Genomic DNA, 15690 nt, shown 5'->3' on the forward strand with positions numbered 1-15690 from the left:
CCCGTCTCACTCATACTTTTGTTCGTTAAAATAAGTTAAATATATATGGACCGATTGAAGTAATATAAAATAAAATATAGATTCCCATAAAGTAAAAGGCACCTGCAAAAGATCCCCAATCAGGATCACGACCTATTTTCCAGATTACCCAGGTGATTGCACTAATCAACAATAATAGTGCGTAGCCGCTTCCGGGAAACACAAAGTATTCCGGAGCCACCTGATAAAAATAAGCGTTCATCGCATTGCTTGTATAGCTGATCGGCATCAGCATAAAAATGATGATCGATGCATACTCTGCCCAGCTGATCCCGTCTTTTTCAAACACATTGGGTCTGAATATATACAATAATATTAATAAAAAGAGTGATGGAAGCACCCAGTAAAAGGATGTCAATATCGTCACCAGACTGCTGAACATCATGAGAACGCCGTTGTTCAATGCTTCTTTCACTGATCTTTTTGACCAGTTCGTACTTTCTGAAACAACTTGATCGTTCTGAGATGCCCCGTATAGTTCATATGTACCACCATCATAATTAAACCAAACCAGTGCCTTGTCCGTTAATTGCACAGGAGAAAATGTGACATGTTTTGTCGTGCTGATAGGAGAGCCCTCTAGGATTTCTTGATTTTGAAAAGGGGCCGAATAGATGCTCATTGCACTATTATCACCAATCCGCTGTCCTTCTGAAGTGAACACCACGAATTCTTCTCCCTCAACGCTTACAAACTGTACCCCGCCGGGACTCGTCAGCTTTTCCCCAGTATCTTTATTTTCAAATTCAATCTTACTTCCGGTTAAGATCGATGACCCCATTTCCTCTAATGGAACCTGAACCTTGTATACATTGTAGGAAAGTGTCCCTTGAGTGCGTGATTTCTCATTGTATAGCATAGTGAGCTGATCGTCTGCTACTTTAAATGTTAAACCATCCACCTTTTTGTTCGGCGCCGTATTTACCAGGAGAAAAGGCTTCTCACTTACTTCCCGGTTTTCATTCATATAGTAGACGAAGTCATGAGTATCATCTTGTTTTACCTGAATGATGGCACTTCCGTTATCTCCTATATGAATATCTGAAATTTCAGACTGAAAGGTATAGATTTCATTAGAAGAACCTTCTGCCACGTTATACTCATAAAGTTGATTGCCATTCCAATAATATACATTATTGGAGGCGGCTCCTAATCCTGTAATATCTCCTGAGAGAATTTGATCCTCATTGTTATGAGTCAGGACCAGATTTCTATTTTTATAATAAATCACGTCATTCCCATTGGACCAAAATGGATAACCTCTTGTAATCTTAGTATTCATCACTTTTTCATCAGATACCTGCATGTCCTCATTGATTGAAAATGCGTGGACCGTTCCTTCGCTCGACAAGTAAAGCTTATCATCATTTTGAAAGATCTGTGGTTTCTCTTTGGATGTGAAATCGAGTGGAAGAGAACGGCTCCAGTTGGGCTGAGGTAACTCTTTCACTAAGAGCAGCTGGTGAAAGAACAAGGCAGATATGAATAGGAGCATGATTCCTATAGGTATACCGAATACTTTTAATTTTTCTCTCATCTGAACCCCCCTATGTAAAATCCTTCGACTTCTGAATCTTAGCATAATTCAGATAGGTTTTCACCATTTTTTTCCACGACAAGAGAGGGACAACAGCGTTTGTTTGCTTCCTTTTCAGTATAACATTTCCGTTCCAGTTTACTATTAATAATTGTCATATTTTGTCGTATTTTAGAATTTTAAAGAATAAAACCAATTAATTTAAAAACAATCTCTTTTAAGTTGGGTAAAGATTGAATTCTTTTTGTGGAATCAAAAAGATCCCTAAGAAACTATCGCTTCTCAGGGATCATTCTGTTTACTTCGTTTTTAATTTTTCTAACATATCAGCTGTCATTTTGGCTAAGTCGTAATCTGCTTTGAAGCCCCACTCATTCATGGCTGCGCTGGAATCGATGGCGTTCGGCCAGCTTTCAGCAATGCCTTGGCGAACGGGATCCACATTATAATCCAATGTAAAGTCCGGTTGGTGGACGCGGATCGCTTTTGCAATATCCTCAGGTGCTACGCTCATAGATGACACATTAAAGGAATTACGGTGCTCAAGCTTTGAGCCATCCGCTTCCATAAGGTCGATGATCGCATTAAGGGCATCGGGCATATACATCATATCCATGTAGGTTCCTTCCCCGATGTATGAGGTATACTGGTTGTTCTTGATTGCTTCATAATAGATCTCTACCGCATAATCAGTGGTTCCACCACCAGGCAGTGTTTCATACGAAATCAGTCCAGGGAAACGCAGGCCTCTTGTATCCACCCCGAATTTCGTGAAGTAATAATCAGATAGAAGTTCTCCAGACACTTTGTTTACTCCGTACATTGTAGTAGGGCGCATGATGGTGTCTTGTGGAGTTGAATCTTTTGGCGTTGATGGACCGAATGCCCCAATCGAACTTGGTGTGAAGAATTGGCATTCTAATTCTCTGGCTGCTTCAAGAGCATTTACAAGTCCACCCATGTTTAAATTCCAAGCAAGGAGAGGTTTTGCTTCTGCTGTTGCCGATAATAGCGCAGCCAAGTGAATAATGGTATCTACCTTATTTGATTTAGCAATATCAAACATTTTCCCGGCATCCGTGACATCCAGTTGTTCAAAAGGCCCGTTCTTCACAACCGGACTATCCGTCTCACGAATATCCGTTGCGATCACGTTATCTGAACCATATACTTCCCGTAGTCTATTGGTAAGTTCAGAACCAATTTGTCCTAATGCACCCGTTAATAGAATCTTTTTCATCGTATTTCCTCCTGCATTTCCCTTTGGTGATATCGTTTCATCATTCATACAGATAGGGCTGACTCTTAAAGCCAGACCCTATCACGTTATTTAAAAGTGGGATTAGATAATTCCCATTTCTTTACCGACTTTTTCATATGCCTTAATCGCTTGATCGAGCATGTCTTTCGTATGTGCTGCTGAAGGCATGTTTCTAACGCGACCTGTTCCTCTTGGTACTGTTGGGAACACGATAGATTTGGCATATACGCCTTCTTCATATAAACGTTTACTGAAGTCCTGGGTTGCCTGCTCTTCGCCGATGATAACGGGAGTGATTGGCGTCTCACTGTTCCCGATGTCAAAGCCAAGCTTCGTCAACTCTTCTTTCAGGTAACGGCTGTTTTCCCACATACTATCTTGAAGCTCTGTGGAGTTCATGATCAGGTCAAGTGCTTCTGTACAAGCCGTAACGTCTGCCGGCGTCAGGGATGTAGAGAATAGGAATGGACGTGAGCGGACCTTCAACCAGTCGATCAGGTTCTGAGTTCCTGCCACATATCCACCAACTACACCGATTGCTTTCGATAACGTACCCATTTGGAAGTCTACTTTGTCTGCCAGGCCAAAGTGCTTGACCGTTCCCGCACCTTTTCCAAGGACCCCGGAACCGTGAGCGTCATCTACATACGTCATGATATCAAATTCCTCAGCAATTTCAACGATTTCAGGAAGTTTACAAACATCTCCATCCATAGAGAATACTCCGTCAGTGATAATCATGATTTTCTTGTATTGACCAGATTCCTTCGCTTCTTTAGCTTTCGCACGAAGATCCTCCATGTCTGAGTGACCAAAACGGATAATCTTTGCCTTCGAAAGACGGCAGCCGTCAATGATGGAAGCATGGTTCAGTTCATCAGAAAGGATTGCGTCATTCTTATCCATAACCGCTGAAATGGCAGCCATATTACAGTTGAATCCTGATTGATAAGCGATCGCTGCTTCTGTTCCTTTAAACTTCGCGAGCTTCTCTTCCAGTCTCACATGAAGATCAAGGGTACCATTGATTGTACGAACAGCTCCAGCCCCTACACCGTATTCTTTCACCGCTTCAATCGCTACCTTCTTAAGGCGTTCATCAGTAGCGAGTCCCAGATAGTTATTAGAAGAAAGGTTCACAAGCTTCTTATCATTAATCGTAATCATCGGACCGTTTGCACCTTGCAATGGATCGATCTCATTATATAATCCTCGTGATTTTAAATCCTCAAGATTTTCTTGTAAAAAATGATCTAATGTTTTACTTGTCATGTCCTTATCCTCCTGTTATGTAAGCGTTTTAAAAACAAATGTCCACTCCAAAAACACACTATTTATCAGTTGATTCTTTATAATTGCTAATGATTATTCTAATTCTTAGTTTAACATGTTTTTTGGTGATGGACAAAATATATCTTATCAATTTAGTTTGTGTTTGTATGAGCGACTTCATGCAATTACTCGAGTAAAACATTTCTACTTTCGGATGGGGTTAGAGCGAAAAGATGGACCGTTTCTTTCCGCTACAGGCACAACATTCCCCTGGGAGGAAGTCGAGCCTCCTCGTGCTTGCCCTGCGTGGTCTCGACTTTTCCTCTAGTGCCCGCAGGAGTCAAGTGCCTTGCCTTCCGCTACAATCCACTCTGTGCTCCTACATTTTGATGCTAAAATGACTTTTGGACAAAGACAAAATTACTATTAGGAACTCTATCATGGATTTCAATTTTTAATAACAATATCTACTATTTTTTCTTCATCTGTCATAAACTATCCACAAATTATGTGAAATATTTCACAAACTTATAATACAATAAATATATACTCTTAAAGCAGGTGATGGAAATGTCTGTTCTTGAACTCATAACTTCATTAACCCCGGTATTAGCCGTTCTCATTTTCCTTGTGATTTTGCGGTTGCCGGCTTCTGTTGCAATGCCTGTCAGCTTCTTCCTGACTGTCATATTAAGTCTTGTATTCTGGAAGGTACCTCTTATACAGGTCGGTGCTGCCACGGTTGAGGGAATCATTATTGCTTTCACTATTCTTTGGATTGTCTTTGGAGCGATCCTGCTTTTGAATGCGCTGCAGAACAGCGGTGCCATGGAGACCATCCGCAATGGATTTTCTATGATCTCCCCGGACCGCCGTGTGCAGGTCATCATCATTGCTTGGTTATTCGGCTCTTTTATTGAAGGTGCAGCTGGATTTGGAACGCCTGCTGCCTTGGCAGCGCCACTGCTTGTTGCATTAGGGTTTCCTCCCCTCGCAGCCGTGTCACTGGCTCTTATTGCAGATAGCAGTGCCGTATCGTTCGGTGCGGTGGGTACTCCGATTATGGTAGGGATCGATCAAGGATTGAGACAGGGAGGAAACCTTGCGGGACAGGTGGAACAAACCGTGGGAACTCAACCTATGTTGGATTATTTAAGCGGTGTAGCCAGTCAGGCTGTGAGTATCGATTTATTCATAGGGAGCTTCATTCCCCTCTTGCTTGTCGTGATGCTGACCCGTTTCTTCGGTCCGAACCGCTCCTTTAAAGAAGGGCTTGCCCTGTGGAAGTTCTCTCTTTTTTCAGGTCTATCGTTTACATTACCGGCTTTACTTGTAGCCACTTTCTTAGGTCCAGAGTTCCCTTCCATTATCGGTGGACTAGTCGGACTGCTGATCGTCGTTCCTGCTGCGAAGCGAGGTTTCTTATTACCGGATGAGGCTTGGGATTTTGAAACACTGCCTGAAAAAAATCCTGATCCAGAATTAATCCCTGCCAAGAAAATGCCGATTTGGTTAGCGTGGATCCCTTACTTACTTGTAGCTGTTCTCTTGGTATTAACCAGATTGAATCTTTTACCCGTAAAGGAATGGCTCAGAAGTGTCAAAGTAGGCTGGAGCAATATTTTAGGAACAGATATTTCAACTCAATTTGAACCGCTTTATCTGCCCGGTACGATCTTTTTGGTAGTGATGCTCCTGACATTTATCGTTCATAAAATGAGTATCCTTCAAATAAAAGAGACGTTCCGACAATCTTTATTCACGATTAAAGGAAGTATCATCTCATTAATGGCTGCCGTTCCCATGGTAAGGATTTTCATTAATTCCGGTGTGAACGAAAGTGATTTGGTGAGCATGCCAATGGAGCTTGCCACTTTGGTGTCAGGTTTAGTGGGTGAAGGATGGCCCTTTGCCGCTCCCCTCATCGGAGCACTCGGCTCTTTCATCTCTGGGAGCGCCACGTTTAGTAACATGATGTTTTCTCTCTTTCAATTTAGTGTTGCCGATCAAATCGGAGCAGATCCCCAAACCGTTTTATCCCTGCAGGTACTTGGGGCCAACGCTGGAAATATGGTATGTGTCCTGAATGTAGTGGCGGCTGCATCTGTTGTTCAGCTTAGCGGAAAAGAAGGTCAGATCATCCGGATAACCGTTGTTCCGATGTTACTATATGTTCTGTTATCAGGAAGTATCGGTGCCTTCGTGCTCTATTTCTTTTAAAGAAAAAAGGATGAACAAATGACATCCCATTTGTTCATCCTCTGCTTATTTAATGACGTTACGGTTGACCCTATACTCCAGAATCGCCTCGTGCATCCTCCTTAACGCCAAGTCGATCCGCTCTTTCGGACAGGCGATATTCATTCTGACAAAGGTGTGTCCACTCTGACCAAACTTGAAGCCCTCATCAAACTTCACTCTGGCCTTTTCCAGGAAAAACGTACACAGCTCTTCACCTGTCATGCCTAAATCTGTGCAATCCATCCAGATGAGGTGAGTAGCCTGTGGGGTGATGCCTTTCAGCTCTGGAATATGCTGCTCTAAATAATTCAGTACATACTGTTTATTTTCTTCAAGCACCATTAATAGCTCATTAAGCCAGGGTTCCCCCTCCTCATAAGCCGCAATCGTCCCTTCAATCCCAAATACATTCGGCCTCATCAGGCCATAGCCGGTCAGCTTCTCATTATATTTTTCTCTTAGCTCTTTATCTGGTATAAGAAGGATGGACGTTTGCAGTCCGGCAATATTAAAGGTCTTACTTGGAGCTGCACAAAGGATACTGCGCTCTTTTAAGCTCTCATCCCCCTTGAACAGTGGAACGTGCTCATATCCTTTGTATACCAGGTCCCCATGCATTTCATCTGAAATGATCCATAGGTCATGCTTTTTAGCGATTGAACCAATCTTCCTTAATTCCTCTTTCGTCCATACCCGTCCAACAGGATTATGAGGACTGCAAAGAATAAGGAGTTTCGTCCTCGGATGGGATGCCTTCTCCTCTAAGTCATCAAAATCAATTGAGTATTCTCCATCATTATAGAAAAGCGTATTTTTTATAACCGAGCATCCATGGTTCTCAATCGTACTGTAAAAAGGATAATAAACGGGATCTTGAATGATTACACCGTCTCCAGGTTCCGTCAATACGGACAACAATACATTGATACCCGGGATGATTCCCGGACTAAAGCTGATCCACTCTTTTTCTATATCCATATGGAAGCGTCTCTTCCACCAGGAAATAACAGACTCGAAGTATCGATCGCTGAATGTCGTATAGCCGTATATGCCATGCTGAGCCTTTCGATTCATCGCTTCGACAATGGCAGGCGACACTTGAAAGTCCATGTCTGCGATGCACATAGGAATTACATCCTCGGCAGGAAACGACCATTTAACGGAGTGTGTATTCGTTCTCTCGATGCAATCATTCCAATTCATAACCTCATGCCCCTCTCACATATATCTGTCCTTACTTTATACCAGATTGAGGACAGGGTGAATACCTAATTTTAAAAGAGGAATCCCCCTTACTTAAAGTAGATGAGTTTCATGTTCAGATGCTTACTACACTCACTACTTTTCAACGGTTTTCCCTTCCTTGGCCCTTCTTTGGATATGTTTCATTCCTTCCCGCTTACTTAACGGTGCCAGCTTTTCTGATTCGATGAATTGCTGAACCGCTTCCGGATCCGTTTTGGAATACTCCCGGAGCGCCCAACCGATGGCCTTCTGAATGAAAAATTCCTTTGATCCATTATGCAATGATATGTATCTGAACAAACGATCCCGATCTGTTTTTTCTTTATATTTCAATTGATATAAAATGGATATCCGGTTCAACCACATATTATCGGAATGGATCCATTTCTCCAAGTATGCGTCATCTTCTTCGGTTTGATAAATCTTCCCTACGTGATTGGGAGCAATATGATCGATTGTATCCCACCAGGATTTTTCTGTAATGATTTCTTCCAAAAGGGGCAGGTGTTTTTTTGTTAAATATCTGGATTGTTTATCTAATAGGGAAAGAGCCATATATTGACATTCCCTTTGAGGTTCAGACCAAAGGGAACGAACGATTTCAGGCAATTCTTCGACTGGTGGTTTACCGTTTTCCTTCAGAAAATCCCGTAGTAAAGCTGTGCGCTCCGGCGTCCTGATTCCATAGAACTGAAATTGATTCCTCATATAAGCTTCCATGGCTTCCCGGTTTTCACTATTTTGATGCTTTTTTAATAGAGTGATGATTTTATCAGAATACTCATGTCCCATCTTTTTTCTCCACCTTTTGATTTTGTTCTTCGCATTCAAAACAACTGCTTTTTCCATTCTCCTTTTGCACACCGTTAAAAAAACCATCTAAACAATAAAGTGGCTTCCGACAGATATAACAGTAGTCTACCAGCTCTTTCATTCTTTTACTGTTTCCTTCTCATGTAATGAAGGTAGTAGCTTGTTCGTTGCACATATATGATAGTCTAGCTTGATTTCCATTTAATCCTCTCCTGTCTGCACTAACTCTATTCTTACTTCTTTCTAATGTGGGAGAATACCTCTTTTAAACAAAAAAGAAACAATCCCTTAGCTTGCTAAAGGATTGTTTCTTTTTGTCATTTGTCTCATAAGGAGAAAGTGAAGAAGCTTTTTACTTTGTGGTAATGAGAATCCGACGATGGAACCGAGCCCCAGTGCGATAATGACCGTCCCGATCCCGACAGGACCACCGAGTAACCAGCCGAAGAAAAATACAATGATCTCCATTCCATTCCGTACCCACTGAACTTTCCAGCCCGTCTTTTCAACTACGAGCAGCATCAGGCTGTCACGGGGTCCTGCACCCAAGTCAGCTGACACATATAATCCGATACCGTACCCGATCACAACAATCCCTATCGCAAACACAATGGACTGTGCCAATAACGATTGAGGATTAGGAAGAACATAATTAAATAAATCTATGAAAATACCGATTAACAGCATATTAATAAAAGCACCGACTTTAGGGAATGACTTCGTTCCAATTCCCGTTACGAACAAGATAACAAAGCCCGCAATAATGGACCATGTACCAATCGTCAGTCCGAGCTGCTTAAATAGTCCATAATGAAACACATCCCAAGGTCCGATTCCAAGGTCTTTCCCTTTGATCGTCAAGCTTATGCCAAATGCAAGTACAAGGAGGCCTGTAAAGAAGAACGACCAACGTAAAACTAATTCTCTATTCATGAAAATCCCTTCCTACACCATAGTCATTTCAATGATTACCCGGATAAATGTATCACAGAATAAGAAACAAAAAAATTTCATAAAACCTATGGGGTTGGTGGGGATAATTCACTGGTGAAAATTTCGTATAGGGCTCCTCCTCTTTTTACATTTTTTGTTAATCGGCCGGATTATTTGTGATTTCAGCCGGATTTTCACGAAAAACGGCTGGATTATCGGCTATTCCCGCTGGATTTTCATGAAAAACGGCTGGATTATCAGTCATTTCCGCTGGATTCATTAAATTGCGACTCTCAAAAAAGCAGATCACACTTTGAATCCCCTGGATCTACTGAGTCTCCAAGCTAAAAAAGTATATTTCTCCAAGGTATCAGCTCAACTAATTAAAAAAATTCTCTACCCTTCAACCAACTCAATGATTTCCCCGTCAGGTCCGAAGAAAAAAACCACTTTCCAGCCATTTTCAAGAACAACAGGGCCCTCAACAGGTACTAACCCGCTATCCTTTAATAGACCAATCTCCGTTTCCAGATCGGTGACTGCCAAGGCAAGATGAAGAAATTTCCGCTTTGAGCCGTTATCCTCCCCGGGCTCTTCAATGAGCTCCAATCGACAATCATTCTTTTTCATAAATAGTATTTTCTCACTGCCCCATTCGAAGTACGTTTCCTCTTCAAACCCAAAATAAGATTGATAGAATTCTTTCGACCGGACTAAACTCTTTACATTCATTCCAATATGATGAAGTCTCATATCCATTCTCCTTACAAAATTACATTCATATCACCAAACTCATGCCATTTATAGTTTTTTAACAGCGCAGTTTGATAGGCGTTCAATAATTTCTTCTCTGAAATAAAAGCCTTCAAGAGATCCAGATGACTTGCTTCCGGTTCATGCAGCCCCGTGATGAGACCATCTACGAGTCGGAGGGGCGTATCCCCCGATATATATAAGTTTGTTACCCCTTCAGAAGGCTTTAGCTGTCCATATTGAGTCATGACGGTCTCAAGGGCACGAACAACTGTAGTGCCCACTGCAATGACCCGTTTTCCACTATTCTTTGCCTTAATGATTTTATCCACTGTCCCTGAACCTACATGGTATTCTTCGGGATGGTTTTTTGGTGTCGGCCAGCGATCATCTCCGTAATAGCTCAAACCTGCGTGAAGCTGTATGAACACGATCTCAATTCCTTTCTGCTTCAAGGATTGTATCAACTTCCACGAAAAGGCCCTGCCGGCAGAGGTCATTTCCACAGATCCGGGGACTGAACCATATACGGTTTGGTAGCAATCAAGCGGCCATGGAGAATCGATATATTCATATCGGATCGGCTCTCCGTTTCTGTAAATAAAATCAAAAAGCTCAACACCACTTCTGTTAAATTTCAATTGCACCAGCGGTACTTCACTACCTTCATCCACCATGTTGGCCCGAACTCCATCTGAGAAACAAATCGGTTCCCCCGCTTGATAGAAGTCTCCTATGATAAGCGCATCCCAACAGTCATCATCTATTTTTCTGGATAAACGAACTTCGAAACATCTGTTTCCTTGCTTCCCCTTTAGAGAGGCAGGAATGGTCCGGCTGTTGTTTAAAACAAGTACATCCCCCTTATTTAAAAAATCGGGTAACTGCTTGAATCGGGTATGATCACATTTACCGGTCTCACGGTTCAACACCATCAACTTTACTTCGTCTCTTTCAAATCCTTGAATCTCTATGGGAGTAGATGCGTTTAAATGGGAAGGGATATCAAATGTCTTAGCCGTTTCATTCATTCTCCCCGCCCCGATTCCATCCGGAATTCCTGCGCTTCAAATCGATTCCCATTCTCGTTTTCTGAAGCGTCGGATGCAAGATATAAAAAGACGTCAAGGTGATCATGAGGGTTCGCAAGTGGATAATCACATTCCGGGACAGCCTTCTCGTGCATGTCCGTATCCATTTCCCCTGGATCGACCATATTCACCCGCACCCCTGTATCACTCAGCTCATCGGCCCACGTTTGGGTTAAACCCTCGACGGCAAATTTTGAAATTCCGTAAGCTCCCCACTCAGCAAAGCCTGTTTTACCCGCTTCTGACGTTAAGTTAATAATTGAACCATTCCCCCTGCTGATCATTCCAGGAAGGACTCTTTTCGTTACTAAAAATGGGTTCAATGCATTGATTTTCAGCACCTCAAGAAATTCTTCTTCAGGATAATCGGCCAACAAACGCGGACCAGGGCCAAAAACGGATGCGTTGTTAAAAAGAACATCGACTCCCCCCAGTACTTCCTCCGTGACAGAAACAAAACGGTCGACATCCCGGGAATCAGAAACATCGGCTTTTAATGCAACCACCTCTGCCCCTAACGCCTTCAATTCTTTCTCAACCTCCAATAGGGGTCCACTCGTCCGGGCACAGATCGCAAGCTTTGCCCCTTCCTTGGCAAATTGTAAGGCGAGGGCCCTTCCCAACCCTTTGGAAGCTCCGGTTATCATGACTACTTTATTTTTCAACATGTTTACTTCCCCTTTCCTAACTTTTATTACTCATAGTTTATGAAAAGTCCCCTTTCAACAAATCGTCTAAAGGGGGTCATGGGTAATGGAAAATTTGATGTAGCAGACTATCAGCCTTTTGATGTAGTTTTGTAAAAAACACGAACATTAATACTGGAAATATGATTTATATTCGTGTTATAATCGAATTGAAAATAAATAAAGCAGTGACTGGCGAAAATGTGGAATCAACCACAAGGGAGCTGCGCATCTTATAAATCATGAGCCATTAGCCGTTCGCCTGGGCAGGAGGCAAGGGGATACCCTTGTCTTCTTTTACTATAATCAGGAGGGATTGCAGTGGAACCACTAGTATTAGACGGGAAACTTGTTGCATCTGAGGTAAAGGAAAGCCTAAAGTCGAGAGTCGCTGTTTTAAAGGAAAATGGTACTACCCCATGTCTTGCGACTGTACTTGTTGGAGATGATCCATCTTCTGCTACGTATGTGAAGATGAAGGGTAATGCCTGCGCGAAGATCGGGATGGAATCAAGAAAAATCCATCTCCCTAAGGAAACGACAACGGATGAACTGTTGGATGTGATCCAGGAACTTAATCAAGATCCTTCTGTTCATGGGATTCTCTTGCAACATCCTGTTCCACATCATATTGACGAACGTGCTGCTTTTGAAGCAATCTCCATTGAAAAAGATGTTGATGGCGTCACGAGCCTCGGGTTCGGTCAAAATTCACTGGGGTTTGGTGAGTTTCCATCCTGCACGCCTGCTGCAATCATGAGCATCATCGATTACTACGGTGTGTCTCTTGAAGGAAAACACGCTGTCGTTGTAGGAAGGAGTCCGATTTTAGGAAAGCCTGTTTCCATGATGCTGTTGAATCGAAACGCTACGGTGACGACATGTCATTCATATACAGAGAACCTGCCTGACATCCTCGCTACTGCAGATATTGTGGTGGCAGCAGTAGGTAAACCTAACTTCATTCAGGGGGACTGGATAAAAGAAGGTGCTGTCGTTCTTGATGCCGGCTATAACAAAGGGAACGTCGGAGACATCGATTATGACGCATGTTATGAAAAAGCAAGCGCGATTACTCCTGTGCCAGGTGGAGTGGGCCCTGTGACCATCTCAATGCTATTAAAACAGACCGTTGATTCTGCTGAGAAATACGGTTCTGTACTACAAAATTCATAAACAAAAATTGGTAAGAGGCTGACTCGTCAAAGGAGTCAGCCTCTTTTTTTCCTATTTTTCACTTATTTTTTCTACATTTCAGGAAAGAATGGTAAGGAATAGAAAGATAAAGGAGCGTTCATATGGACACACAACACCAAAATGCTTTTTCCAAAACACCGGAGCCCTATTGGAGGGAAACGGCTAAACTCCCCTTGTTTAAAAAGCTTGATAAAAACATAAAAGTGGACGTGACCGTTGTTGGAGGCGGGATAGCAGGCATCACCACTGCCTATCTGTTAGCTAAAGGTGGAAAAAAGGTGGCGCTGATTGAGGCTGACCACTTATTGAACGGAACAACGGGGCATACAACGGCTAAGATTTCCGCCCAGCACGGATTGATTTATGATGAGCTCATCCAACATTTTGGAGAAGAGTTTGCAAAGAAATATTATCTGTCACAGACGAAGGCTCTTCAGTTTATTAAAGACACGATTTCCAGTGAAAATATCGATTGTCATTTTACAGAAGAGGACTCGTATGTTTACGCGACTACTGATCAATACGCTACAAAAATCCAGAAGGAATACGAGGCGTATCAGAAGTTAGAAATTATGGGAGAGCTCACCGAAAAACTCCCAATCGATTTAGCCATTAAAAACGCTGTCGTGATGAAAGCCCAGGCGCAGTTTCACCCTTTAAAGTATCTTAAAGCCTTGGTTGATTCTTATACGGGACTTGGCGGTCAAATATTTGAAGGAACGGCGGCTAAAACCATTAATGAAGGTGACTCCACTCAAGTTGTGACTGCAGACGGATATCACCTGGATAGTGAGCATGTTGTCATCTGCTCTCACTTTCCTTTTTATGATGGTATGGGTTTTTATTTCACTAAAATGTATGCGGAACGCTCGTATGTCCTTGGAGTGAAAGCTAAAAAGGACTATCCGGGCGGAATGTACTTAAGTGCAGAAGATCCTACACGTTCCCTCCGTTTTGAAGACGATGAAAATGGGGAAAGACTCATTTTAATCGGTGGGGATAAACATAAAACCGGGCAAGGTAAAGATACTATGGATCACTATGAGGCTTTAAAGGATTTCGGGGAAGAAGTCGTCGGCATTGAAGAAATCCGTTATAGATGGTCTGCCCAGGACCTGATTACATTAGATAAGGTACCCTACATCGGGAAATTAACGGAAAAACATCCTGCTATTTTTGTAGCTACCGGTTTTAATAAATGGGGAATGACGTCAGGTACTCTGGCGGGGCAAATTCTATCTGAACAAATTTTAGGAAATCACCATATTTATGCTGACGTATATACTCCTTCCCGTTTTGTCGCAGATCCAAGCATCAAGCATTTCTTCAAAGAGAATGTAAATGTAGCGGGACAACTCATTAAAGGAAAGCTTCAAATTCCAACTAAGAAGGTACAGGAGCTACAAAAAGGCGAGGGCGACGTTGTGAACTTGAACGGGCGACGCTGTGGTGGATACCGGGATGAAACAGGAAAACTGCACGTCGTAGACACCACGTGCACCCATCTCGGCTGTGAAACCGAATGGAACCACGGAGACCACACATGGGACTGTCCTTGTCACGGATCACGCTTCTCCATTGATGGGGAAGTGATTGAAGGGCCTGCGAAGAAACCTCTCACCAGGTTTGAAGTGAACGATTAAGGGACGGAACTCTGGAAAAGAACTCCCGATTATTGTCGAATATAGCCTGGGAAATAAACAGGATCAATAAGTATTTGACATATTTTGTCGCATCTCGCAGAAGAATATTTCCTCGATTATGTCTCAAACTATAAAGGCTTGAGTTACTATTTTGGGAGGGATTTCTGAATGGGACGTACTAAAAAAGGTAACCGTAATGCTCAAAGTAATACGAATGCTAAAGAAAATCGAACAAGTTCTGAATTAGTGGAGTTTACAACCGGGCAAGCGAATACGAAGAAAAACCGAACTCAAGACTAGTAATGACTAGCTGTTTGACTGAAGAATAACCGGCAGGAACGCTGCGTCAGGTTATTCTTTTCTTATTTCTCCTGATCCGTTCATCTTTTCGTAGAGGAATCTCAATGCCGACCTCGAATACGTTAAAGAGAAATTGAATAGGAGGATTATATAATGCAAGAACAAATGTTGTTTCAACAAATGGAATTCATACGACTCCGCACACTGGCTGCTCTCGATGCGACAACAGAAAAACAGGCGGATGAAATGCCTCCTGGCTTCAGAAATTCAATCCGATGGAATTTAGGACATATCCTGCTTTCTCAGGAAAACCTGTTATTCTCCTTTGCAGGGGAAAACGACCGTAAAACACTTCCACCTGAATATGGGGAGCTATTTGGTTTCAATACAAGCCCAGACACCTGGAATACACTCACACCTCCCACACTGAAGGAACTTCGTGAGAAATTGGAAGCACAACCGCAAAGAATGAAAGAAGCATTCTCCGGTCGCTTGGATGAAAAAGGAGAAAAGCCATTTGTTCTTGGTGAACATACTATGTTAACCACTTTAGCTGAAGTTCTTTCCTTTGCTAATTGGCATGAGGGTTTACACCAGGGCGCCATTACATCGATTAAACGTGTACAAGGGATCGAAAATCTTTGGGAAAAGGTTGAAGAGAAGGTAGAAAGATAAAAAG

15 protein-coding genes and 1 riboswitch are annotated in these 15690 nt (G+C 42.5%); of the genes, 5 read left to right on the forward strand and 10 right to left on the reverse strand.

Translation table 11 applies throughout. The features are described from left to right. Positions 1 to 25 precede the first annotated feature (25 nt). The 3 genes from TV75_RS17960 to TV75_RS17970 form a co-directional block, all read right to left on the reverse strand. Positions 26 to 1576: a hypothetical protein gene (locus TV75_RS17960; protein ID WP_044340188.1), complete on the reverse strand. Its 1551-nt coding sequence runs from the start codon at positions 1574 to 1576 to the stop codon at positions 26 to 28. 298 nt (positions 1577 to 1874) lie between these two features. Continuing rightward, a complete protein-coding gene (locus TV75_RS17965) occupies positions 1875 to 2816 on the reverse strand; it encodes an L-threonine 3-dehydrogenase (protein ID WP_044340189.1) in 942 nt (313 codons plus the stop codon). A gap of 102 nt (positions 2817 to 2918) precedes the next feature. Next, complete coding sequence (locus tag TV75_RS17970; RefSeq protein ID WP_044340190.1) at positions 2919 to 4109, reverse strand: glycine C-acetyltransferase; 1191 nt, start codon at positions 4107 to 4109, stop codon at positions 2919 to 2921. Positions 4110 to 4679: 570 nt separating this feature from the next. Between TV75_RS17970 and TV75_RS17975 the strand changes: the two genes are divergently transcribed. Then, positions 4680 to 6329: an L-lactate permease gene (locus tag TV75_RS17975; RefSeq protein ID WP_052504612.1), complete on the forward strand. Its 1650-nt coding sequence runs from the start codon at positions 4680 to 4682 to the stop codon at positions 6327 to 6329. Positions 6330 to 6374: 45 nt separating this feature from the next. Here TV75_RS17975 and TV75_RS17980 read toward each other — a convergent pair whose 3' ends face one another. The 7 genes from TV75_RS17980 to TV75_RS18005 form a co-directional block, all read right to left on the reverse strand. Continuing rightward, positions 6375 to 7553, reverse strand: coding sequence for a MalY/PatB family protein (locus TV75_RS17980; RefSeq protein WP_044340191.1), 1179 nt, complete (start codon positions 7551 to 7553; stop codon positions 6375 to 6377). A 135-nt stretch (positions 7554 to 7688) separates the two neighbouring features. Next, positions 7689 to 8444, reverse strand: coding sequence for a DNA alkylation repair protein (locus tag TV75_RS17985; RefSeq protein ID WP_253275563.1), 756 nt, complete (start codon positions 8442 to 8444; stop codon positions 7689 to 7691). A 252-nt stretch (positions 8445 to 8696) separates the two neighbouring features. Then, on the reverse strand, positions 8697 to 9341 hold the full coding sequence (locus tag TV75_RS17990; protein WP_044340193.1) for a YczE/YyaS/YitT family protein: 645 nt from the start codon (positions 9339 to 9341) through the stop codon (positions 8697 to 8699). 157 nt (positions 9342 to 9498) lie between these two features. Next, the gene (locus TV75_RS21960; protein ID WP_156142517.1) at positions 9499 to 9651 is read right to left on the reverse strand and encodes a hypothetical protein; all 153 of its coding nucleotides are present in this window, start codon (positions 9649 to 9651) and stop codon (positions 9499 to 9501) included. A gap of 86 nt (positions 9652 to 9737) precedes the next feature. Then, positions 9738 to 10094: a VOC family protein gene (locus TV75_RS17995; protein WP_044340194.1), complete on the reverse strand. Its 357-nt coding sequence runs from the start codon at positions 10092 to 10094 to the stop codon at positions 9738 to 9740. 11 nt (positions 10095 to 10105) lie between these two features. Then, on the reverse strand, positions 10106 to 11125 hold the full coding sequence (locus TV75_RS18000; protein WP_044340195.1) for an S-adenosylmethionine:tRNA ribosyltransferase-isomerase: 1020 nt from the start codon (positions 11123 to 11125) through the stop codon (positions 10106 to 10108). Beyond that, positions 11122 to 11853 carry an SDR family NAD(P)-dependent oxidoreductase gene (locus tag TV75_RS18005; RefSeq protein WP_044340196.1) on the reverse strand — a complete coding sequence of 244 codons (732 nt, stop codon included), beginning with the start codon at positions 11851 to 11853 and terminating at the stop codon, positions 11122 to 11124. The genes TV75_RS18000 and TV75_RS18005 overlap by 4 nt, the downstream gene beginning before the upstream one ends. 196 nt (positions 11854 to 12049) lie before the next feature. Further along, positions 12050 to 12146, forward strand: a riboswitch (ZMP/ZTP riboswitch). Between the two features lie 46 nt (positions 12147 to 12192). On the opposite strand from TV75_RS18005, the gene TV75_RS18010 reads away from it, so the two are divergent. From TV75_RS18010 to TV75_RS18020, 4 genes are all read left to right on the forward strand, one after another. Then, on the forward strand, positions 12193 to 13047 hold the full coding sequence (locus tag TV75_RS18010) for a bifunctional 5,10-methylenetetrahydrofolate dehydrogenase/5,10-methenyltetrahydrofolate cyclohydrolase (protein WP_437176721.1): 855 nt from the start codon (positions 12193 to 12195) through the stop codon (positions 13045 to 13047). Positions 13048 to 13169: 122 nt separating this feature from the next. After that, the gene (locus TV75_RS18015; protein WP_044340198.1) at positions 13170 to 14711 is read left to right on the forward strand and encodes an FAD-dependent oxidoreductase; all 1542 of its coding nucleotides are present in this window, start codon (positions 13170 to 13172) and stop codon (positions 14709 to 14711) included. A gap of 168 nt (positions 14712 to 14879) precedes the next feature. Beyond that, positions 14880 to 15011, forward strand: a complete 132-nt coding sequence (locus TV75_RS22575) for a hypothetical protein (protein ID WP_301280444.1) — start codon at positions 14880 to 14882, stop codon at positions 15009 to 15011. A 153-nt stretch (positions 15012 to 15164) separates the two neighbouring features. Beyond that, complete coding sequence (locus tag TV75_RS18020; RefSeq protein ID WP_044340199.1) at positions 15165 to 15686, forward strand: DinB family protein; 522 nt, start codon at positions 15165 to 15167, stop codon at positions 15684 to 15686. Positions 15687 to 15690: the final 4 nt, after the last annotated feature.

It is taken from the genome of Rossellomorea aquimaris (assembly GCF_000935355.1).
In the GTDB taxonomy this organism is placed as follows: Bacteria; Bacillota; Bacilli; order Bacillales; family Bacillaceae_B; genus Rossellomorea; species Rossellomorea aquimaris_B.